Genomic DNA, 22,082 nt, shown 5'->3' with positions numbered 1-22,082 from the left:
TGCCTCGCCCCTCACCAGGGCCACCTCCACCGGGCTAGGTTTCAGCCATGGACGTGCTCCCCAAGCCGGACCAGGTCGTCTCCGCCGCCGGCAACGTCGCGCACAAGCTGGTCTACGGCGGCATCGCCGACCTGCGGCCGATGCCGCGCACGCTGATCGACGAGGGTGAGCTGCGCGAGGTCTACCACTACCGCCCGGCCCGCGCCGCGCGCGAGCAGGGCGACCCGGTGCTGATGGTGACGCCGCTCGCCGCGCCCGCCCTCGCCTTCGACCTGCGCCGCGGCGGGTCGCTCGTGGAGCACTTCGTCTCGGCCGAACGGCCGACGTACCTGGTGGAGTACGGCCAGGTGTCGTTCCGCAACCGCAACCTGGGCGTCGAGCACTGGGTCGACGACGTCGTGCCCACCGCGATCGAGCAGGTCTCGCGCCACGCCGGCGACCGCCCGGTGCACCTCGTCGGGTGGAGCCTCGGCGGCATCTTCAGCCTGCTGGTCGCCGCCGACCGCGCGGACCTGCCGATCGCCTCCATCTCGGTGCTGGGCTCGCCCGTCGACGTCTCCCAGGTGCCGCTGGTCGCGCCCCTGCGCCCGCTGCTCAACCTCGCCGACGGCCGGCTGCTCACCCTGCTCTACCAGGCCACCGGCGGCGCGCCGAAGCCGCTCGTGCGGTGGGCCTTCCAGCTCTCGTCGTTCCAGAAGCTCGTCACCAAGCCGCTCGCCGTCGCGGTGAGGTACGACGACACCGACTTCCTCGCCCAGATCGAGGCGGTCGACCGGTTCACCCGCAACATGACGGCCTACCCCGGCCGCAGCTTCGGGCAGCTCTACCACCGCTTCGTGCGCACCAACCAGCTCAGCACCGGCCGCTTCGAGCTGGGCGGACGCACCATCGACCTGGCCGCGATCGAGGTCCCGGTGCAGGTGTTCGCCGGCGCCAACGACGGCATCGCGCCGATCGGTGCGGTCAAGGCAGTGGTGCCGCTGCTCAGCGGCTCCCGCGAGGTGCGCTTCGAGATCGTGCCGGGCGGGCACCTCGGCATGCTCGCCGGACGCGGCGCCCGCGAGACCACCTGGCGCACCCTCGACGAGTGGGTCGAGGAGTGGTCGAGCACCGACGAGCGCACCCCCGTCGCCCAGCGTGCCGTCGCCGAGCCGACCCTGAAGAGGGCCGTGGCCCGGAAGAGCACCACGAAGAAGGCGACGACCAAGAAGGCGACGACCAAGAAGACCGCCGCCGAGAAGGCGACGGCGGCCGAGAAGACGTCGACCAAGAAGACCGCCGCCAAGAAGACGTCGACCAAGAAGACCGCCGCCAAGAAGGCGACGACGAAGAAGACCGCGGCCAAGAAGACCGCGACCAAGAAGTCTGCGAGCCGCGACACGATCGGCTCCAACACCCAGCGCCGCTACGGCTCGGCCGGCTCGCGGGGTCTGGCCCGCTGAGCGGGAGCCTGCCCCGCGGCGTCCGGCTGGGGTACGGCGCGGGGTCGGTCGCGACCGGCGCGTTCGGCACCGTGCCCGGGCTGATGCTCCTGCCCTACCTCACCGACAGCCTGGGCATCGGCGCCCTGGCGGCCGGAGCGATCGTCTTCCTGCCCAAGGCCTGGGACGTCGTCCTCAACCCCGTCGCGGGGCGCATCAGCGACCGCACCGTGGATCCGCGCGGGCCGCGGCGCCCGTGGCTGCTGCGAGCCGGCCTGACGCTCGCGGTCGCCTTCGCGCTGCTGTTCGCCGCGCCCGGCCTCGGCTCGCGCGGCGCCGAGGCCGCCTGGGTGCTGGTGTGCTTCCTGGCCTGCGCGACGGCGTACGCGTTCTTCCAGGTGCCCTACGTCGCGATGCCCGCCGAGCTGACGTCGTCCTACGCCGAGCGCACCCGGCTGATGACGTGGCGGGTGGCGATCCTGGCCCTCACGATCCTGGTCGCCGGCGCGAGCGCGCCGCTGATCCGCGACGCCGTGGGCGGGCGCGACGGCTACCGCGTCATGGGCGCCGCGATGGCGCTGGTCATCGCCCTCGGCGTCGTCGCGGCGTACGCCGGCACGCGGCGCGCGCCCGTCGGCGCGGTCGAGCCGGGTCCGGGCTCGCTGCGCGACCAGCTGCGCATCGTCGCGGGCGCGCGGGACTTCCGGCTGCTGCTGGCGACCTTCGTCGTCCAAGCCCTCGCGACCGGCTGCATGCTGGCCGGCGTCGACTACCTCGCCGGTGACGTGCTGGGGCGCGACGGCGCGGCGTCGATCCTCTTCGCCTGTTTCGTGGGCCCGGCGCTGCTGCTGACCCCGGCGTGGTCGGCGCTGGGCGCCCGGGTGGGCAAGAAGCGGGGCTACCTGCTGGCCTCGGTCGTGCTCGCCGCCGGGGCGCTGCTCGCCGCGACCGCGCGGGTGGCGCCGTTCGGCGTGGTCGTGGCGGCGGTGGCGCTCGTGGGCGTGGGCTACGCCGGGGCGCAGGTCTTCCCGCTGGCGATGCTGCCCGACGCCGCCGCGGTCGACGCCCGGCGCACCGGTTCCTCGCGGGTCGGGGTCTACACCGGCGTGTGGACGGCCGGCGAGACCCTGGGGCTCGCGCTGGGGCCGGGGGTCTTCGCGCTCGTGCTGGCGCTGGGCGGCTACCGCTCCAGCACCGACGGCGGCGCCGTCCAGCCCGACGGCGCCCTCGACGCCATCACCGTCGGCTTCTCGGTCCTCCCCGCCGTGCTCGTCGTCGCGAGCCTGGTCTGGCTGGCGCGCTACTCCCTCACCGAGCAGGAGGTCGACCACCCGTGAGCGATGCACTGGAGAGACTGCGGGCGCTGCAGGCCCAGGACCTGCCCGTGCTCGGCGGCCGCACCCTGGCCTACGTCTACGACAGCGGTCGCGCGGACGTCGACTCCATCGGTCGCGAGGCGGTCGCGGCCTACGCCGGCTCCAACGGGCTCGACCCGACGGCGTTCCCCAGCCTGCTGCAGATGGAGAACGAGCTCGTCGGCTTCGCCCTCGACCTCCTCGACGCCCCGGCCACGGCGGTCGGCACCGTCACCTCTGGTGGCACCGAGTCGGTGCTGCTGGCGGTGCAGGCGGCCCGTGACGCCCGCCCGGAGGTCACCGCACCGCGGATGGTCCTGCCTGCGACCGCGCACGCGGCGTTCCACAAGGCGGCGCACTACTTCGGCGTCGAGGCGGTGCTGGTGCCCGTGGGGTCCGACTGCGCCGCCGACGTCGCCGCCACCGAGGCCGCCGTCGACGAGGCGCCCGAGCGGACCGTGCTGGTCGTCGCCAGCGCGCCTTCGTACGCCCACGGCGTCGTCGACCCGGTGACCGAGCTCGCCGCGCTCGCCGCGGCACGCGGGATCCGCTGCCACGTCGACGCCTGCATCGGCGGCTGGGTGCTGCCGTACGCCGCCCGGCTGGGCCGCGACGTGCCGCCGTGGACGTTCGCCGTCGAGGGGGTCACCTCGGTCTCGGTCGACCTGCACAAGTACGCCTACGCCCCCAAGGGCACCTCGCTGCTGCTGCACCGCACCCCCGCACTGCGGCGTCCGCAGCTGTTCGCCTCGGCGGCCTGGCCCGGCTACACGATGCTGAACTCGACGATGCAGTCGACGAAGTCGGGCGGCCCCCTGGCCGGCGCCTGGGCCGTCGTCGAGTCGGTCGGGGATCCGGGCTACGAGCTCCTCTCCCGCGAGGTCTTCGCCGCGGTCGACGCCATCGTCGCGGGGGTCACCGACATCGACGCACTCGAGCTGCTGGTGCGCCCGCAGTCGACCCTGCTCGCCCTCGTCACCGACGACAGCTGCGACGCCTTCACGGTCTGCGACGAGATGGCGGCGCGGGGGTGGTACGTCCAGCCCCAGATGTCCTACGGCGAGGTCCCACCCACCGTCCACCTCTCGGTGAGCGCCGCGACCGGCGAGCACGTGACGGAGTTCCTGGCCGCGCTCGCCGAGAGCGTCCGCGCGGCGCAGGCCTCCGGACCGGTCGCCGTCGACCCCGAGGTCGTGGCCTTCATCGAGGCCCTCGACCCCGCAGCGCTCTCCGACGACGACTTCGACGGCCTGCTCGCCGCCAGCGGCCTGGTCGGCGCGGGCGAGGGAGGCCTCGAGCTGCCCGAGCGGATGGCCGAGGTCAACGCGCTGCTCGACGTCGCCGCGCCGGCGATGCGCGAGGCCCTCCTGGTGGCGTTCCTCGACCGGCTGTCCCGACCGGTGCGGCGCGGCTGAGCCGCACCGGTCGGGCCTGCGTCAGCTCCGGGGGCGGCGCGCCTTCACCCTGATGACCACGGTCCCCGAGGTGGACCCCAGGCTGCGTGCGTCTCCGGAGAAGACCGCCTTCACCACGTGCCGACCGGGCTTGAGCGAACGCGGCAGGCGGTAGGTCGCCCGTCCGGCCGCGTTCAGCTCCACGGTCCCCAGCACGCGTCCGCGGCGGGTGATGGCCACCGTGGACCCGAGACCCGGTGCCGGCGTCACCTGGACCTTCAGCACCGCCCGCGGCCCGGAACGGAAGCGCTGCGTGGACCGCTTCGCCACGAGCTCGGTGACCGTGGCTCGCCGTTGGTCGGTGACCGGGGGCGTCGTCGGAGCGGCGGAGGTGTCGACGACAGTCTGGCGGTACGCCGTCGCCCGGACCGGGCCGAAGAGCCCGTTGTCGGTGTAGGCCGCCGACGTGAACCCGGAGGACCCGGCGGTGCGCACGGCGTTCAGGAGGCGACTGGCCACCACCACCTCGAGCCGGTTGGCACCGGGCACCATCCAGGGGCCGATGTCGACCGAGCCCGGCTCGGCCTGGTCGACGGGCACCGGCTGACCGTTGACCCGCACCTCGACGGTGTCGGAGGCCGCGCCGAGGTCGAGGTAGGCCCCTGCCCCGGTGCGCCACCCCTCGGAGGCGGTGAACGTCTGCGTGTAGGTGCCGATCCCGGCCACGCCGACGCCGACGCCGACGATGTCGCGCCACGACGGCAGCGTGCCGTCGGCCGCCGCGGTGACCTGCCGCGTGGGCAGCAGCGTCCGGGCCGTGTCGGTCGTGTCGGGCGTGCTCGCGTCGGGCGTCCAGGACTCCACGCTCAGGTCCCACACCGGGCTCAGCGTGACGGTCCCCGGCGAGGTGACCGGCGTGACGACGCTGCGGCGGTCGCCGAGGATCGTGGTGACGGTGCCGGCGGCGCCGGTCCGCACGGCGAGCTGGCCCCGGTCCGTGGTGACCGCCTCGCGAGCCGTCGTGCTGAGTGCCCGCACTGACGGGGCCTGCACACCGGGGATGCCGGTCGGAGCCACGGCGTAGAGCCCCGCCTGCTGGGAGTCCAGCGAGATCTCGAAGGAGACCGTGCCGTCGCCCTGCTGGAAGACCGGCACCGGGGTGATCGAGCCGGTCAGCGCGTCGAGCCGGTAGGGCTGACCCGCGCCCTCGAGCGTCACCGACTCGCGCACGGGGGTGCCGGACTGGTTGAACAGGTAGTAGAAGTCGCCGGTCGCCGAGTGGCGACGGACCGGCAGCAGGGCCGGGCTCGGCGTCTCGGGACGCGCCGAGGCCCGCACCCCGAGCGAGGTGAGCGCCGACGGGACGTAGGCCTCGCTGCCGACCCGGGTGACCCGGTGGACCCCGTCGTCGACCATGGCGCGCAGCCGGGCTGACGCCCGGGCGACGAGGGACGACTGGGCGGCCTGGTCGCCGGCCGAGGGTGAGGTGCTGGGCAGTCCGCCGATGATCACGAGCGGCATGCCCTGCTCGGCGAGGGCGACGACCCGCTGCAGCGCGTCGGGGCGCATCGAGGTGCTCTGGTTGTTGAGCACCATGGCCTTGTACGCCGACCGGTCGGGGAAGAGGCGGGAGCCGTCCCACCGTGCGGTCGGCAGGTCGAGGTGCTCCGGGCTGAGGTACTCGTAGGTGTAGCCGAGCTCGTTCATCCGGGTCTTCACCGCGACCGTCGCGGTGCCGGGCACGGTGTCGGGGGCGTCGACCGTGCCCTCGTTGAACGTGCCGCCCTGGGACTCGCCGATGTTGTTGCCGTTGCCCTGGGTCGAGCGCAGGCCCAGGTCCTCGCGGTAGACGGCGACGTCGAAGCGCGGCGAGCCCTGGCGCAGCACGAGCTGCTGGCGCGCCAGCTGGTCCTGGGTCTCGCCGAAGGCGGTGGCGTTGGGGTTGCGCTTGCCGTAGGCCTCGTCGACGAAGGTGCCGAAGGCGTGCTGACCCGGCCAGGCCTGGCTGCCGTTGCCGGCGTACTCGTAGCTGTAGCCGTGCCAGGTGTTGACGTTGACCCCGCCCGCGTAGGCCCGGTTGACGAAGCCGAGGCGGGTCTTGAGGTCGATGCCGTACGGCGTGCGGAAGGCCGCGCAGCACTCGGTCGAGACGGCGTTGGAGCCGCTCATGTGAGCGCCGACGGCGACCACCTTGTAGTACTCGGGGTTGTTGCTGAAGGCGAGCGACTCGCCCTCGGGCACGTCCACGGCGGTGGCGGCGGCCGCCATGTCGATCGGCTCGCCGTAGGACTGGGTCTTGATCCGGATGTTGTGGGCGTCGCCCCAGGCGGTCAGCGTGCCGAGCCGATTGGCGATGTACATGTCGCTGAAGGTCTGGCGGTAGTCACGCCGCACGGAGGCCCCGGAGCCGTCGGAGAAGTCGAAGACCGGCGGCACGCCGCAGTCGGAGCCCGTGCCCGCGGCCGTGTTGTTGGCTCCGGACTGGGTCGGGGTGAAGCTGTTGCACGCCTGCGCACCGGTGTTGGCGAGCGCGGGCAGCGAGAGGGTCGGGTCGTAGCCGCGCCGCGCGGTCCACTCGCTCAGCATGGTGTCGGTCCACTTCAACCGGTCGGAGAGCTCGAGCGAGTCCTCGAACAGCTGGATCCCACCGAGGTCGTCGATGAGCGCCTGGGTGCTCGTCGGCCCGGAGCCGTAGTCGAGGATGTTCTGGTCCCAGAAGTCCGTGATGACCGAGGCCCCCTCCTTCGAGAGGTGGTCGACGAGGTACATCGGCCCGGCGTAGCCGCTCTGGGCGTCGGACTCGGTGGCCTGCCAGAACGCCATCACCGCCCAGCCGTTGCTGCTCGTGCCGGCCGGCGGGGTGAAGGAGAACGTGTCGTCGAGCTCGCTCGCGGGGTCACCGGCCCGGGTCACGGCGACCCGGCGGGCCGTGCTGCGGTCGAGGACCGTCGTCCGCGCGGCACCCGCCGCACCGGGGTTCGTCGTCGGTGCGCAGGTCGCGCTGGCCGAGCACTGGGCCGCGACGAGGGCGACGAGCGTCGGCACCGCCCCGGCGGTGTAGCCGGTAGGCGCCGGGAGCGGCGCTGCGACGGCCGGGCTGCCGGGGGCGACGACGGTGGAGGACTCGTAGAGCCCCTTGCTCGCGCGAGGGTCGTTGGGGGTGTCGACCGTCGGGATGCGCGCCGGCCAACCGGGGCCGATCGTCGCGGACACCTCGAGGCCGCTGTCCAGAGCCGCACCGAGGACGGTGTTGACGCTGCGGGCCCAGGTCTCGCTGCCCCACGCCTCCGAGCGGTTGGGACCACCGCCGAAGTAGCCGAGTGCGGCGAGCTCGACACCGCCGGCACCGAGGGCCTCCATGTCGGCGATGTCGGAGCGGATCACCTCGTCCTTGAGACCGCCGGCCGGCGGCGGGGTCGGGACCCAGTAGCGGAACTGCGGCCGAACGACGTCGGACGGGTCAGCGAAGCTCGCCGCGGTCAGCGCCTCGGCGACCAGGCTGCGGGGCACCGACACCTGGACCAGCGGCCCCGTCGTGCCGACGCTCGCGGCGTCCGCGCCGACCACGGCGCCGCCGACCAGGAGGGCAGACGCAGCCACCGCCGCCGTCAGCCTCGAGCGTCTCAGTTGTCGATCCACGGGTGCACCTCGCAAAAGGGGTGAAAGGTTTCATTGACGCCCTGACTGTGGCAGCCGTCACTGCGACCAGCAATGCTTCCGCGTGGCGAGAATTCGCCACTCTGCTCAGACGAGGCCGGCGCGCACGGCTGTGGCGATGAGGTGGGTGACGTTGCTGGCGCCGCTGGTGCGCAGCATCGCGTCGAGGCGCCGGCTGACGGTCCGCGGCGACGTCGACAGCAGTCGGGCGGCTGCCACACGCGAGCGACCTTCGGCCAGGACCGCGAGCAGCTCGAGATCGGCCGCCGTCAACGTGTCGACCCGTGGGGTGAGCGGCCCCTGGGAGGTCACGGGACTCCCCCGCACGGATCGCCCCCGCACGTGGTGGGGCCACGCCCCCGGTCGACCGGTCGACCGGGGGCGTGGTGCGGGTGCGGTGTCACCGAGCCGGGCAGCCGGTCACCGGACCCGCTTGCCGCGAACCGTCACGGACCCGGTGCGACCGGACGTGTCGGTGGCGGTGACGACGAGGCTGATGCGCTTGCCCCGGTCACGCGCCCTGACCTCGTAGGTCTTGCCGTCCGCACCGCGGATCCGCTTGCCGTTCCTCGTCCACTGGTAGTCGTAGGACGTGGCGCCCGGAGTCCACACGCCGTGGCGTGCGACCAGCTTCCGACCCACGCGGAACAGCCCGGAGATGCGGGGATCCTTGCGCGGGGCGAGTGCACCCGGGGTGGTGGGCGTCGTCGGCGTACCCGGTCCAGCACTCTCGGGCGCCGAGACGAAGGTGAAGGAGCCCGCCCCGACGGAGAACACGTCGTAGGCGCCCTCACGACGCAGGTACGTCGCCCCGGCAGGAGCCGTCGTCCTGGCGCGCGCCGAGCTCAGCGGCACCCACACCTCGCCGGTCGTGCCCGCCGGCGAGGTGACCTCGAGGCGGTAGTCCTGACCCTGGTGGGTCCAGGAGACGCCGATCTGGCCCTGCGGGGTCGGGATCGCGCCCCGGCTCCAGGCCAGTCCCGAGGTGCGGGGCTTGACCTGCCAGGTCTTGTAGCCCGGCGCCACCGGCTGCGCGCCGAGGACGTACTGCGACAGCTCCCAGGTCGGGCCGCTCGACCAGCCGTGCGCGAGGCTGGTGTTGGGGTCCTTGACGGTCCCGTCGGGCGAGAAGTTCTCCCACAGCGCACCGGAGTAGGCCGGGTCGGTCGGGTCGACCATCTTGTCCCAGACGTTGTGGATCAGGGCCACCGCGTCGGTGCCGTCCCCGGTGTCGAAGCGCGCCGCGGTCTCGAAGCCGGTGACGAACGGGCTCACCAGGTCGGAGTAGTTGGCGTCGCGGGTGAACGGCTGCGGACCCTTCGCACCCCAGAGGTGGGAGCGCAGGAAAGCGAGGATGCCGGGCGCGTCCTTCGCCTCGGGGACGCCGTAGAGCACGGCGAGCGCATTGGCGTCCTGCGCCACCGCGGTGCCGGCGTGGCTGCCGTTGTCGACCGTCGACAGCTTGTAGACGCCGCGCGAGCGGTCGAACAGCCGGGCGTTGATCGCGGCGCGGGTGGCGGCGGCCTTGGCGGCGTAGGCATCGGCGTCGGCTCGCCAGTCCGCCTGCTGAGGACCGGACTGCTGGGCCAGCTGGCCGGCGAGCCAGGCGGCTTCGGCGAGCGCGCGGTAGTAGACGACGTTGGTGGCCGCGACCGCGCCGGGCTTGCCGCCGTCGTAGTAGTCCCAGTCGCGACCGTCGTTGCCCGGGGTCGTGACGATCAGGCCGTCGGCGTTCTCGAGGGTCCGGTCGTAGTCCAGCTGGCGCTCGAGCTCGTCGTACTGGTCGACCGCGAAGTCGCGGTCGCCGCTGTGGCGGTAGTAGTCCACGACGTTCAGGACGTGGTAGATCGAGTAGACGGTCGAGTAGAAGCCGGTCGTCGGAGGCGTGCTGCTCCAGTTGCCGGAGTCGCCGTTGATCGAGCCGTCCGGGTTCTGCGAGGCCCCGAAGACGCGCATCGACTCGCGCATGTAGTCCGAGCCCTTCGCGCCGTAGCCGAACACGTTGTAGGTGCTGCGGCCCTGCTGGAAGAGGTCGCCGATCCAGATGCGGCGATCACGCTTGGCACCGTCGAGCACGACCCCGACCGTGCTGTTGTTCTGACTGCCGGCGGGCGCCATGTTGGAGTCGATGGTGTAGGCGCCGTGGTACCAGATGTCGTTGAGCTTCTGGTCGCTCGACTCGAACCAGCCCTGGTAGTCGGAGGCCGCGTAGTTGGGGAACTTCGAGTCGATGCCGATCTCGGAGATGCGGACCGTGCCGGGCGTGGTGAGGGTGATCGCGTGGAAGCGGACCCCGCCCTGCAGCTGGTTGGCCGGTGTGGAGTAGGTGCCCGCGGCCGTCACCGAGGTCGTGCGGTTGCGTGTGCTGGCCGCACCGGTGCCGACGAACTGCAGGCTGTCGCCGACCACGTTGCCGGGAGAGCTGGTGACCGGGTCGCCGATGCCGTGGGCGGCCGCGAGCGGGGTGCCGACGGTGATGCCGGTGCCCGGCGTCATGACGTCGACGCCGCGCGCGTGCGCTGCCGTGAGCGCGGGGCTGACGGTGAGCCCGGTGCCGTGGAAGTCCAGCGACGCAGCGTTGGCGTGGGCGCGGACGAGCGGCGTGACGCCCAGCCCGGTGCCGGTGGAGCCGGGGGTCCCGACCGAGGTCACGGTGACGCTCTCGCCGTCGAGGTCGATGACGTCGCCGACCTGGAAGGCCGCGGCGCCGAAGCACCCGTAACCCGGGTAGCACTGCTGACCGTTGGCCTCGACCTTCACGCTGGTCGCACCGGCGGTCGCCGGGGCGGCGAGCACCGTGGTGAACGACGCCCGTCCGACCGCGGTGATCGACGTCTTCTCGCGCGCCGCGCCCCGGTCGACGTAGAGGTCCTGACCCACGGCGTAGCCCGCGACGCTGAGGACCTCGATGCGCGTCGCGCCGGCGGCCGTGGCGACGAACGAGGGGTTGACCGTCGCCGCCGTACCCACGGCGGTGATGGTCGCGGTGTCGGCGGACGTCCCCGTCCCGACACTGAGCTGCTGGCCCACGACGACGTTCGACACGTCGCCCACCTTGACGTTGGTGCTGCCCGCCGCTGCGTCGAGGACCAGCGAGCTGCTGCCCTTGCGGAGGAGGAACCCGAGGGACTCGCTGTAGGCGGTGCGGACGCCGACGCTGGTGGCGCCCGAGGCCGGGGTGACCTGACTGACGGTGAAGCGGGGCAGGCCGGTGACGACGCGCCCGTAGTCGAGGACCACGGTCGGCGCGAGCCCCTGTCCGTCCCACGAGAGGGTGGCCGTCCCCGACCGGGTCGGGAGCAGCGCCTCGGCGTTGGTGACGCCGCCGAAGGTCGTCGTCACCGCCCTGGGCTGCAGGTCCGTGCTGCCGTCGCCGAGCACCGAGGAGGCCCACGAGGGGCCGGCCGGGGCTGCGTCGGCGGTCAGGGCGGTGAGCTGCACGGCAGCACCGGTCGCACCGAGCGCGAGACACGCCGTCGCCGCGAGCGCAGCACGAGCGCGCCGGGAGCGGCCCTCGCCCCCGGCGCGGCCCCGGGGTCTGGGCGGACTCCCCTGAGGGAGAGATGAGGTCAGCAGCACTGGGTCTCCTTGAGGTGTGGTCGTGACGGGTGGCGGGCGGCATCTCGAACGGCGTCCGGACAGCACGTGCGATCGCTGGCCCAGCTCTTCACGGCGAGGACTGAAGTCAAGCAATGTCGAGGTCGAGGCGCTGTCGAGGTGTCGAAAGGGCCGCTATCCACTCGCGGTTTGATACGTTTCAACGGGCAGCCTAGAAGTGACGTCCGCCACTGTCCAGATCTTGGCGCAAAATGGACTTCGGTCAAACGATCTTCGGCGCTGACCGTCGATCCGGGCGCACCCGTGCACCGCCGTCCCGACCTGCGGGTCGCGTGCGCGACGATGGGCGGGTGGCCGCAGGCGCAGACGACGGCACCCTGATCCGGGAGACGACGGCGCGGCTGCTCGTCGCCGTTCGTCAGGCGTCACTGGGCCGCGGACACCGGAGGAGCCTCCTCCACGCCACGGGCATGGACCTCTCCTCGACCGAGCGGTGGATCGTCCACGCCGTGCCCGGGGCCGCCCTCGTCCCGATCGAGCAGGTGACGCGCGACCTCGGCTCCTCCGCGCCTGTCGTCAGCCGCGCCTGCTCGCAGCTCGTCGAGGCCGGGCACCTGGTGCGCATCGCCGACCCTCGTGATCGGCGACGGGTGCTGATCGGGCTGACGGACGAGGCGGCCGAGGCGCTCCGGGAGTGGGACCTCGGCTGGCCCCGCCCCTACCTCGAGGCCGTCGCCGACTGGTCGTCCGCCGATGTCGACCGCCTCGAGACCTGGCTGCGCCTCGTGGTCACCGACCTCGGTGCCGGCCGAGGCGACCCCCACGCACCGCAGCCCGCGACTGCAGGGTCCCCCCGGCCCGTCTTCGAGACCACGATCCGACGGCTGGTCCCGCTCGCCGGCCGCGTGGCGCCGGTCGTCGCCACCGCCCCCGGCGCGTCGGCAGCGGTCGCCGAGACGGAGTTCCACCTGCTCCTCTCGCTCGCGCAGGGCGGCAGTCTCACGACGGGCGAGCTCGCCGCCGGCACCGACACCGACACCGCCCTGGCCCGACGGCGCCTGCGAGCTCTGGCCGACCAGGGGCTCGTGCAGTCCTCCCGCGGGGAGGGACGGGGCTCGGAGCACTGGCGCCTGCGCGAGCCGGGCGACACAGTCGTCACGCACACGCTGCGGCGTCTCGCCTCTCAGCTGCCGCCCCCGCCGGACCCACTGGTCGGGGCGGGACTCCACCGCCTCGTGGCGGCGTTCACGACCGCGATGCTCCACAGCATCCACGACCGGTCGGCCGCCGACCGGCCGTGAGCGGCGGGAACGGCGCGGCGTCGGTGACACCCGGGACGTGGGGGTAGGTTCCCTCTCCGTGCACACGCCCAGCTCGGTGGGCCGCGAAGAGGAGATCGCGCTCCTGCGGAACGCGCTCGACGGCCGCGCCGACGCCCGCGCCGCAGGACAGGGCGCGGTGGTGTGGCTCGAGGGCCCTCCGGGCATCGGCAAGTCCCACCTGCTGACCGTCGCCGCAGCGCACGCTGCCGACCGGGGCCTCGCCGTACGACGTGCCGCGGCCCGCGAGCTCGAGGTGCACCGCCCGTTCGGCGTCCTGGCCGACGCGCTGGGAGTCACGGCGCGCAGCGAGGGCGAGGCCGCGACCGTTGCGCGCCTCCTCCACGCCGACCCGTCAGGGCCGGGCGCGCCCGGCTCGGTGCAGTTCCACGTCAGTGAGCTGCTCTTCGACCTGGTGCGGGCGCAGGTGGAGGAGGGCCCGCTGCTGCTGTGCCTCGACGACCTGCACTGGGCGGACCAGGCGTCGGTGCAGTTCCTCTCGCGCTACCTCCCCGAGCTGGTCGAGCTGCCGGTGACCGTCCTGCTCGCGACCCGCACGGCGCGGCCGCCCGAGCTCGACCGCCTCCTCGCAGCGTCGACGCGGGACGGCGCCCGCCGCGTCACGATTGGCCCCCTGGCCGACGACGCGACCGAGCATCTGGCCTCGCAGCTCCTGCGGGCCCGGCTCGACACGCGCGTCGCCCGCCTGGTGCGCGGGTGCGCCGGCAACCCCCTCCTGGTCTCGTCGCTGGTGCGCGCCCTCCAGGCCGACGGCGCGTTGGCCGTCGACGCCGACGGGGTGGCCCACACGGCCGACGACCCGATCCGCCCCGGCCTCGGCTCGGCCGTCGCCGCCTGGCTGAGCCACCTCGAGCCGGCGACCCGCGAGGCCCTGACGCTGGCCTCGGTCCTCGGGCCGGCGTTCACGCTGGCCGAGCTCGGTGTGCTGACCGGGCGCGCCGGCGCCGGACTCTGGACCGACCTGAGCCCGGCGGTGGCGGCCGGCGTGCTCAGGGAGGACGGGGAGCGCCTCGCCTTCACCCACGACGTGGTCCACGAAGTGCTGTACGCCGAGCTGCCCCGCGCGGTCCGCCAGACGCTGCACCGGGAGACCGCGCGAGCCCTGGCCGCCGCCGGGGCGGATCCCGGGCGCGTGAGCGAGCACCTGGTGCGCGGCGCCCAGCGTGGCGACCGCGACGCGATCGCGTGGCTGGTGCAGGCCGGTGTCGAGTCGGCCGCGCGCTCCCCCGCCATCGCCGTCCAGCTCCTGCGGGCCGGACTCGACCTCTCCGACTCCCCGGACGCCATCCACCGGGAGGCCCAGCTGCACCTCGCCCTCGCGCAGGTCGCGAGCGGGGCGCTGGTCGAGGCCGAGCAGCTGTGCCTCGACGTCCTGGTCGACGGGGTTGCGGAGGACCTCGAGGGCGCCTTCCGGCTCTGCCTGACCGACGCCCTGATGCGGCAGGGTCGCGTGCCCGAGGTCGTCGCCCAGGCCACGCTCACCGCCGGCCTCGACCGCCTCCCCGACCGCGACCGCGCCCGGGCCCAGTCGTGGGCGCTGATCGCGCCCTTCTTCACCCGGGACCTCGAGGCCTTCGGTGCCGCGGCGGAGAGCGTGCGCGCCTTCGCCGAGCAGGCAGGTCACGTGGGCGCGCAGGTCCACGTGCTGACCATGCAGAGCCTGATGGCCGGTGCGGTCGGTGACCTGACCCGCGCCGCCGGGCTCGCCACCCGCGCCTCCGCGCTCGCCGGGCAGGCCGACACCACCGAGGCGCACGAAGCCGCGCCTCTCCCCAACGAGGCGCTCCTGCTGCTCGACGTCGACCGTGTCGACGACGCACGCGCTGCGCTCGAACGCGCCCGCCGCACCTTCGAGCGGCTCGGGATGTGGCCCGCCTTGGCGATGCTGCCGCACTACGCGAGCGCCGTCGCGACCGTCGAGGGCGCCTGGGACGACGCCCTCGCCGAGCTGGAGACCGCGGTCGACCTCGTCGCGCGGACCGGCACGGGGTGGCAGGTCGACGCGCTGCTCCAGGCCTCGATCCTCCTGACCCGGCGCGGCGAGACCGAGCGCGCCGCCGACCACCTGGCGCGGGCCCGGGCCCACCTGCAGGCGGGCGCCTTCGTCTTCCGACTCGGTGCGGTCGAGCAGGCCGAGGCCCTGCTCGCCGAGGCCCGGGGCGACCTGGGCACCGCGCGGACCGGGCTCACCGCCGGGTGGCGGACCGCCGTCGAGACCCCGGCGCTGCACCAGCTGCCGTGGCTGGCCGCCGACCACCTGCGGCTGCTGCTCGCCGCGCAGGACACGGACGGCCTCGCGGGGGCGGCCGCCGACCTCGGCGCACTGCAGACGCTCAACCCGACGGTGGGCTCGGTGTCCGTCCTCGCCCGTCAGGCCCGCGCGCTGGCCGAGGGCGACGCCGACGCCCTCGTCGAGGCGAGCCTCGACCCCGCCGGCCGTGCCCACGACCGGGCCGCGGGCCACGAGGCGGCCGCCGTACTGATGGTCCGGGCGGGCCGCTCCGCCGAGGCTCGCGAGCAGGCCCTCGCAGCCGAGCGGCTCCGGGAGCCGCTCGGCGCGCTCCAGGAGACCTCGCGAGTGCGGGCCATCCTCGAGGCGGCCGGGGTCTCCGGCACCACGCGCCCCCAGCGCAGCCGGCCGTCACACGGCTGGGAGGCCCTGACCGCCAGCGAACGGCGCGTGGCCGAGCTCGCCGCACGCGGCCTCTCCAACCCGGAGATCGCGGCCGAGCTCGTCATCTCGCGCTACACCGTCATGACCCACGTGTCCCGGGTGCTCGCCAAGCTCGGCCTGCGGAGCCGCGTCGAGCTGGCCCGGGTCGTCGCCCACCGCGAGCTCGGACCCGACGCCCGCTGAGCGGTGCGCCTCCTGCGCCGCCTCGACGGCGGAGAGGAGCCCGAGGCGGCCGTGGAACGGCAGCAGGACCCCGCCCGTCTCGAGAGCGCCGGCGAGCTCGTCGCCGTCGTCGAGGGTGAGGGTGAGCTGCACGGGCTCCATCGTCGACGGCCCGCGGCCGGGAAACATCACTCACCTCAGCGATGTGCGCGCCCTTCCTCGCCGTCAGGCTTGACCCTGCTCGATGCGGGCGGCTGCGTGCCGCCACGCGTCGGAGATCCGGGTCTCGGCGGCCGGGGGGCGCCGGGACCACGGCGGAGCGGCACCGACACGGGGAGTGGCGCTACACCGTCACTCGACGCCCCCCGCTCGCCGTGCCGCGAGGGCGGCCGCCTGCCTGCGCACGGACGCCGACCGGTGCCCGGTCTGGACCTCGAGCAACGGGCGGACCAGGTCTGCCCCGACGGCGCCGCGCCCCTGCAGCTCCACCAGGGTGGCCATCGCGTGGGCCGCGACGATCCAGTCGACCTCCGTCGTGGCGATCCGCTCGACGAGCCAGGCCACGGCGCGGTCGGTCTGCTCGTCGGTCAGGTCGACGATCGCGAGCAGCTGGGCGAGGTGCCACTGGACCGACGGCTGGTCGCTGGTGGTCAGGTCGCGGAGCATCGAGCCGACGTACGGCGCCGCACGGTTCGGGTCGTCGCGCACGAGCTTCTCGACGGTGTCGATCGCCCGCATCCTGACCAAGGGTGTGTGTGTCACGTCCTCGCGGTCGCCCGCGCGGCGTCGCATCGGACCTGGACTGCGTTGTCGTCGCCCGCCGTGACTCCGCCACGGCGGGCTCCTCCGCCTTGCCAGCTCCGCGCGACCCCACGCCTGCTCCCACGCAGACATGACACACACACCCAGGCATCCTCGTCGAAGGCGCAGGCCCACAGCTCGGGCATCCGCTCCGGGTCCGCCTCGACCGCGGCGCGCACCTCGGCGGCGCGACCGAGGGAGTTGCGGTGGCCGCCCGCGCGCAGCACCTCGGCGAACGGCCCCACCGGATCAGGTCCCGCCCGCGAGCCACGCCGCTCGGGCGCGCTTGCCGGCGCGCGCGCACCACGCGTCCTGCACCACCTCGGTCAGCTCGGCTCGTGAGAGCTCGCCGATGCGGGAGGCCCGGAGCAGGACCGCGAGGTAGCCGTCGAAGTGCGGGGTGGTGAAGAAGGGCGTGGAATCGTCGGCGACCAGGGCCTGTTTGTCCGCCTCGGACGCGACCCGGAACACGATGACGTCGTCGTAGCGCTCGCCCGTCCCGGGGTCGACCGCGTCGGGCCGCGGCTCGCGGAAGACCACGAAGCTGCGCCCGCCGACCTGGTAGTCCGCTCGGTCGGAGTCGGGATGCGGGCTCACCCCCGGCATCGCGAGCGCGACGCGGTGCAGGTCGTCGATGCTCGCGCGCGGCTCTGCCCGACCCATCGGGCCAGGGTCCGCTACCCGGCGCTGATGCGCAACGCCACCCGCGGCGACGAGCGGCGGCGCACGAGCGTGACGACGCGCTCGATCGTGGTCACGAGGTGGAACTGCACGCCGTACTTGCGGCGGAGCAGCCGCTCGGCGTCCCCGACCTCCCGCTCGGACTCCTGCACCCGGGCGGTGGCCGAGATCCGCGGCGCGTCGGGTGCCACCCGCCCGCGGCGCGAGCAGGGAGCGAGGGCGACGCGCTGGTCGCGGCGCAGCCGCTTGACCTTGCCACTGTCGCGCGAGGTCCACACGACGAGGTCGTCGCCGTCGCGGACGACCCAGACGGGCGTGGGCACGGGCTTGCCGGTGCGGCGGTAGGTCGTGAGGGACACGAAGCTCTCGTCGCCCAGGTCGAGCAGGGTGGTCATGACCGACCGGTGCCCGATCTCGAGCTCCGTCAGAGGCTGTCGACCGCACTCCGCGGGTCGATCAGCACCTTGGCGTGGCGGTCGGGGTCGCCGAGGGCCGCGAACGCCGCCTCGACGCCGTCGAGCCCGACCGTGCCGGTGACCAGCGGCGAGGCGTCGACGGTCCCGTCGGCCAGGGCGTGGAGGGTGTCGCGGAACTCCAGCGGCGAGTAGTAGGCGACGAACCGCAGGTCGACCTGCTTGTTGATGCCCATCGACGGGCGGAACGCGTCCGTGCCCATGCAGACCCCGACGACCACCACGCGGGTCGCCATCGGCGCGGCGGTGACGACGGAGTCGATCATCCCGGGCACCCCGACGCACTCGAAGACCACCGGTCCGCCGGGCTGGGCGGCGCCGAGCCGGTCGGCCGCGCGGAAGACGTGGTGCCAGCCGGGCACGAGCCGCAGCTTGTCCATCGCGTCGAGGCCGTAGCGGAACAGGTCGGGGGCGGTCGTGACGAACCGCCTCCCCGCCGCGTCGTACGGCGACCGCTCGGTCGGGTCGACGACGACGTCGGCGCCGCACCTCTCGGCGAGCGCCCGGCGCCCGGCGGAGAGGTCGGAGGCGACGACGGTGCGGACGCCACGGGCCTTCAGCCAGCAGATGACGGCGAGCCCGACCGGGCCGCAGCCCAGCACGATCGCGGTGTCGCGTCGCGAGAGCCGCGCCTCGTTCACGGCGTGGAGCGCGACCGCCATCGGCTCGGTCAGGGCGGCCACCTCAGGAGCGAGTCCGTTGGGCACGACGAAGGACATCGACTGCTCGACGAGCACCCGCTCGGCGTAGCCGCCCGGCGCCAGCGGGGACAGCCCGACCGGGTGGCCCTCGCGGCCGCGCCGCACCAGCGGGAACGACACCACGTGGGCGCCCTCGCGGAACTCCCGGCGCACGCCCCGACCGCGCTCGACCACCTCACCGACGAACTCGTGGCCCATCACCGTGGCCGACGAGGTGCGCATGAAGTGCTCGTAGCCGAGCTCCTCGAGCACGTCGGCGAGACCGTCGCAGTGCTCGCGGGCGTGCAGGTCGGAGCCGCAGATGCCGCAGCGCAGCACGTCGAGCACGAGCTGGCCCCTGGCCGGCACGGGGTCTGGTAGCTCGACCACCGACAGCGTCCGGTCCTGGCACGACACCGCTCTCATCACACCCACCCGCTCACCGTAGGCGGCCCCCTCCTCTAGCGTCGGGAGGGTGGGCGCACTCGCGAGGCTGGTCGAGCGCGGGTCGATGGCCCCCGACTGGGCCGAGGCCCTCGCCCCGGTGGAGCCGCAGGTCGAGGCACTGGAGGAGTTCCTGGCCGGTGAGCCGGCGTACCTCCCGGCGCCGGAGCGGGTGTGGCGGGCCTTCGAGCGCCCGCTGGCGCAGGTGCAGGTGCTGATCGTGGGCCAGGACCCCTACCCCACGCCCGGGCACCCCGTCGGGCTGAGCTTCGCAGTCGAGCGCGACGTGCGCCCTCTGCCACGCAGCCTGGCCAACGTCTACCGCGAGCTCGCCTCCGACCTCGGCGTCACCCCGCCTGCCCACGGCGACCTCACCGCGTGGGCCGAGCAGGGCGTGATGCTCCTCAACCGCGTGCTCACCGTGCGCCCCGGCGAGTCCGACTCGCACAGGAAGCGCGGCTGGGAGCAGGTCACCGAGCAGGCCATCCGGGTGCTGGCCGCCCGCGGCGGCCCGCTCGTCGCGGTGCTGTGGGGCAAGCAGGCGCAGTCGCTGGTGCCGTTGCTCGGCGACGTCCCCCACGTCGCCTCCGTGCACCCCTCGCCGCTCTCGGCGTCGCGGGGCTTCTTCGGCTCCCGGCCCTTCTCGGCCGTCGACCGGCTGCTGACCGAGCAGGGAGCCGACCCGATCGACTGGTCGCTGCCGGACTGAGCTCCACCGGTCCGGTGGGGTCGAAGCCGGTGGTTGAGGAAGGACGAAGTCCTGTCTCGAAACCACCCCGTCAGAGAAGTGGTTTCGAGACGGAAGCTGTGCAACCTCCTCGACCAGCGGGAGGTCAGCCGTCGGTGGCGAGGAACGCGAGGAGGTCCTGGCGGGTGACGACGCCGACGGGCTTGCCGTCCTCGTGGACGAGGACGGCGTCGGCCTTCTCGAGCAAGGCGACGGCGTCGCGGGCGGCCTCGGTGGCCCCGACGGTGGGCAGCGGCGGGGACATGTGGTCCTCGACCCGGTCGGTGAGGCGGGCCGAGCCGGCGTAGAGCGCGTCGAGCAGGGCCCGGTCGGAGACGGAGCCCGCCACCTCGGCGGCCACGATCGGCGGCTCGGCGCGCACGACCGGCATCTGCGAGACGGCGTACTCCTGCAGGATCGCGACGGCCTCGGCGATCGTCTCGCCGGGGTGGGTGTGCACGAGGTCGGGCAGGCGCCCGTCCTTGCCGCGCAGTACCTCCCCGACGGTCTGGGTGTGCTCCGCCGTCGAGTCGGTCGGGAAGCCGTAGGTCGAGAGCCAGTCGTCGTTGAAGATCTTGGTGAGGTAGCCGCGGCCGGAGTCGGGCAGCAGCACGACGATGACCGCGTCGTCCTGGCCGGCCACGTGGAGCTCGTGGGCGAGCTGACGCGCGGCGTACGCCGCCATGCCGGCCGAGCCGCCGACCAGCATCGCCTCCTCGCGGGCGAGGCGGCGGGTGAAGGCGAAGGAGTCGCCGTCGGAGACCTCGATGACGCGGTCGGCGACGCCGCGGTCGTAGGTGTCGGGCCAGAAGTCCTCACCGACGCCCTCGACGAGGTAGGGCCGACCGGTGCCGCCGGAGTAGACCGAGCCCGCCGGGTCGGCACCGACGACCTGCACGTCGGTGCCGGCGAGCGCGGCCTGCTCCTTGAGGTAGCGCCCGACGCCCGAGATGGTGCCGCCCGTGCCCATGCCCGTGACGAAGTGGGTGATCCGGCCCTCGGTCTGCGCCCAGATCTCGGGACCGGTGGTCTCGTAGTGCGAGCGCGGGTTGTGGGGGTTGGAGTACTGGTCGGGCTTCCACGCACCGGGCTGCTTCGAGAGCCGGTCGGAGACCGAGTAGTAGGAGTCCGGGTGGTCGGGGTCGACGGCGGTCGGGCACACGACCACCTCGGCGCCGTACGCGCGGAGCACGTTGCGCTTGTCCTCGCTGACCTTGTCGGGGCAGACGAAGACGCACTGGTAGCCGCGCTGCTGGGCGACCATGGCGAGCCCGACACCGGTGTTGCCGGAGGTCGGCTCCACGATGGTGCCGCCGGGCTGGAGGGCCCCGGACTCCTCGGCGGCGTCGATCATCCGCGAGGCGATGCGGTCCTTCACGGAGCCGCCGGGGTTGAGGTACTCGACCTTGGCCAGCACGAGGGGTCCGTCCCCGTCCGGCAGGTCGAGCGTGCGACCGAGCTTGACCAGCGGGGTGTTGCCGATCAGCTCCAGGAGTGAGTTCACGTACTGCATCTGTTCAATGTAGAGCGTCCTGGTGGACTCCACGCATCTACGGACCGGTCAGGCAGGGGTCCTTAGGATCACCCCATGGGACGAGCCGGAGCCGCACGCAAGCTCGCCTCCGCCGCGGCGTACGGCGGGGGTGGGCTCTCGCTGCTCGGCGCCGGTCTGGTGACCGTGCTGCGCGCGGAGGCCCAGCTCGCGAGGAAGACGATCGGCGAGCCGCGCCGCGAGCCGCCGCCGGACGCGACGGGGTGGTACGGCCGCGGCCGGCCGGGCCCCGCGATCAAGATCGCGCTGCTGGGCGACTCGAGCGCCGCGGGCTACGGCGTCGACCGGGTCCAGGAGACCCCGGGCGCGCTGCTGGCCAGCGGCGTCGCGGAGCGGGCCGATCGACGGGTCTACCTCCGCTCCTTCGCCAAGGTGGGCGCGCAGTCCTCCGACCTGACCGGGCAGGTGGAGCGCGCGCTCCCCATCGAGCCCGACGTCGCCGTGGTGCTGATCGGGGCCAACGACGTCACCCACGCGGTCCTGCCCCCGGTGTCGGTGCGCCACCTCGCGGAGTCGGTGCGCCGGCTGCGCGAGGCCGGGGTCGCCGTGCTCGTCGGCACCTGTCCCGACCTCGGCACGATCAAGCCGATCGCCCCACCGCTCAAGCAGGTGGCGCGCTCGTGGTCGCGGCGCCTGGCCGCCGCGCAGACCATCGCCGTGCTCGAGACCGGCGGTCGCACCGTCTCGCTCGCCTCCGTGCTGGGCCCGGAGTTCGCGGCGGCGCCCGCCGTGCTCTTCGGTCCCGACCAGTTCCACCCGTCGGCCGCGGGCTACCGCTCGCTCGCCGGGGTGCTGCTGCCCTCCACGCTGGCCGCCCTAGGCCTCGCCCCCAGCAGCGAGGACACCCCCGAGTCGCTGCGCGGCGAGGGCGTGCTGCCGATCACCGCCGCCGCCCTGCAGGCCGTCCGCGAGCCCGGCACCGAGCTCGACGGCACCGAGGTCGGCGGGCGCCGCCTCGGCGTCCGCGGCCTCTGGGTCGAGCTGCGCCACCGCCGCCGCCACCCGCAGCACGAGGGCACCGCCCCCGACGAGGGCGAGAACGCTCCGCATGCGGAGATCGCCTGACCGTCGCTGGTCGAGGAGGCTGGCTACGGCCGTCTCGAGACCACCCAGGGGAATGAACGAGGTTTCGAGACAGGACTTTGTCCTTCCTCAACCACCCG

General features: G+C 73.8%; 15 protein-coding genes. 7 read left to right on the top strand and 8 right to left on the bottom strand.

Going from position 1 to position 22,082, the window contains the following annotated elements; translation table 11 throughout:
- The first annotated feature begins 47 nt into the window (after positions 1-47).
- Genes GRQ65_RS12445 through GRQ65_RS12435 form a run of 3 tightly spaced genes read left to right on the top strand, consistent with a single transcriptional unit; the run spans position 48 to position 4,191 of the window.
- Complete coding sequence (locus GRQ65_RS12445) at positions 48-1,442, top strand: alpha/beta fold hydrolase (RefSeq protein ID WP_202388025.1); 1,395 nt, start codon at positions 48-50, stop codon at positions 1,440-1,442.
- Complete coding sequence (locus tag GRQ65_RS12440) at positions 1,439-2,758, top strand: MFS transporter (protein ID WP_160878478.1); 1,320 nt, start codon at positions 1,439-1,441, stop codon at positions 2,756-2,758. The genes GRQ65_RS12445 and GRQ65_RS12440 overlap by 4 nt, the downstream gene beginning before the upstream one ends.
- Positions 2,755-4,191 (top strand): aminotransferase class V-fold PLP-dependent enzyme, encoded by a 1,437-nt coding sequence (locus GRQ65_RS12435; protein WP_160878300.1) that lies wholly within the window; start codon positions 2,755-2,757, stop codon positions 4,189-4,191. The genes GRQ65_RS12440 and GRQ65_RS12435 overlap by 4 nt, the downstream gene beginning before the upstream one ends.
- 21 nt (positions 4,192-4,212) lie before the next feature.
- Here the strand turns inward: GRQ65_RS12435 and GRQ65_RS24040 are convergent, their stop codons facing one another.
- The 3 genes from GRQ65_RS24040 to GRQ65_RS12420 form a co-directional block, all read right to left on the bottom strand.
- Complete coding sequence (locus GRQ65_RS24040; RefSeq protein WP_160878299.1) at positions 4,213-7,770, bottom strand: glycosyl hydrolase; 3,558 nt, start codon at positions 7,768-7,770, stop codon at positions 4,213-4,215.
- 144 nt (positions 7,771-7,914) lie between these two features.
- Positions 7,915-8,139 (bottom strand): helix-turn-helix domain-containing protein, encoded by a 225-nt coding sequence (locus tag GRQ65_RS12425; protein ID WP_160878298.1) that lies wholly within the window; start codon positions 8,137-8,139, stop codon positions 7,915-7,917.
- A 108-nt stretch (positions 8,140-8,247) separates the two neighbouring features.
- Positions 8,248-11,268 carry an alpha-L-rhamnosidase C-terminal domain-containing protein gene (locus tag GRQ65_RS12420; RefSeq protein WP_160878297.1) on the bottom strand — a complete coding sequence of 1,007 codons (3,021 nt, stop codon included), beginning with the start codon at positions 11,266-11,268 and terminating at the stop codon, positions 8,248-8,250.
- A 467-nt stretch (positions 11,269-11,735) separates the two neighbouring features.
- On the opposite strand from GRQ65_RS12420, the gene GRQ65_RS12415 reads away from it, so the two are divergent.
- Both GRQ65_RS12415 and GRQ65_RS24035 read left to right on the top strand, forming a co-directional pair.
- On the top strand, positions 11,736-12,686 hold the full coding sequence (locus tag GRQ65_RS12415) for a MarR family transcriptional regulator (protein ID WP_160878296.1): 951 nt from the start codon (positions 11,736-11,738) through the stop codon (positions 12,684-12,686).
- Positions 12,687-12,744: 58 nt separating this feature from the next.
- Positions 12,745-15,582, top strand: a complete 2,838-nt coding sequence (locus tag GRQ65_RS24035; RefSeq protein WP_160878295.1) for an AAA family ATPase — start codon at positions 12,745-12,747, stop codon at positions 15,580-15,582.
- 330 nt (positions 15,583-15,912) lie between these two features.
- Here the strand turns inward: GRQ65_RS24035 and GRQ65_RS12405 are convergent, their stop codons facing one another.
- The 4 genes from GRQ65_RS12405 to GRQ65_RS12390 all read right to left on the bottom strand — a co-directional run bounded on the left by GRQ65_RS12405 (position 15,913) and on the right by GRQ65_RS12390 (position 18,565).
- Positions 15,913-16,299: a hypothetical protein gene (locus GRQ65_RS12405; protein ID WP_160878294.1), complete on the bottom strand. Its 387-nt coding sequence runs from the start codon at positions 16,297-16,299 to the stop codon at positions 15,913-15,915.
- 312 nt (positions 16,300-16,611) lie between these two features.
- A complete protein-coding gene (locus tag GRQ65_RS12400; RefSeq protein ID WP_160878293.1) occupies positions 16,612-17,025 on the bottom strand; it encodes an MmcQ/YjbR family DNA-binding protein in 414 nt (137 codons plus the stop codon).
- Positions 17,026-17,039: 14 nt separating this feature from the next.
- A complete protein-coding gene (locus GRQ65_RS12395) occupies positions 17,040-17,438 on the bottom strand; it encodes a PPOX class F420-dependent oxidoreductase (protein ID WP_160878292.1) in 399 nt (132 codons plus the stop codon).
- Between the two features lie 29 nt (positions 17,439-17,467).
- Positions 17,468-18,565: a zinc-binding dehydrogenase gene (locus GRQ65_RS12390; RefSeq protein ID WP_337191687.1), complete on the bottom strand. Its 1,098-nt coding sequence runs from the start codon at positions 18,563-18,565 to the stop codon at positions 17,468-17,470.
- Positions 18,566-18,671: 106 nt separating this feature from the next.
- Between GRQ65_RS12390 and GRQ65_RS12385 the strand changes: the two genes are divergently transcribed.
- The gene (locus tag GRQ65_RS12385; RefSeq protein ID WP_337191686.1) at positions 18,672-19,349 is read left to right on the top strand and encodes a uracil-DNA glycosylase; all 678 of its coding nucleotides are present in this window, start codon (positions 18,672-18,674) and stop codon (positions 19,347-19,349) included.
- Between the two features lie 124 nt (positions 19,350-19,473).
- Here GRQ65_RS12385 and GRQ65_RS12380 read toward each other — a convergent pair whose 3' ends face one another.
- Positions 19,474-20,880: a cystathionine beta-synthase gene (locus GRQ65_RS12380; RefSeq protein ID WP_160878291.1), complete on the bottom strand. Its 1,407-nt coding sequence runs from the start codon at positions 20,878-20,880 to the stop codon at positions 19,474-19,476.
- A 75-nt stretch (positions 20,881-20,955) separates the two neighbouring features.
- Between GRQ65_RS12380 and GRQ65_RS12375 the strand changes: the two genes are divergently transcribed.
- Positions 20,956-21,984: an SGNH/GDSL hydrolase family protein gene (locus GRQ65_RS12375; RefSeq protein WP_160878290.1), complete on the top strand. Its 1,029-nt coding sequence runs from the start codon at positions 20,956-20,958 to the stop codon at positions 21,982-21,984.
- Positions 21,985-22,082 lie beyond the last annotated feature (98 nt).

The sequence above is a fragment of the Nocardioides flavescens genome, from assembly GCF_009823805.1.
Classification (GTDB): Bacteria; Actinomycetota; Actinomycetes; order Propionibacteriales; family Nocardioidaceae; genus Nocardioides; species Nocardioides flavescens.
Note: the sequence above shows the minus strand (reverse complement) of the source record. Positions and strands in the feature narration are given on the sequence as shown.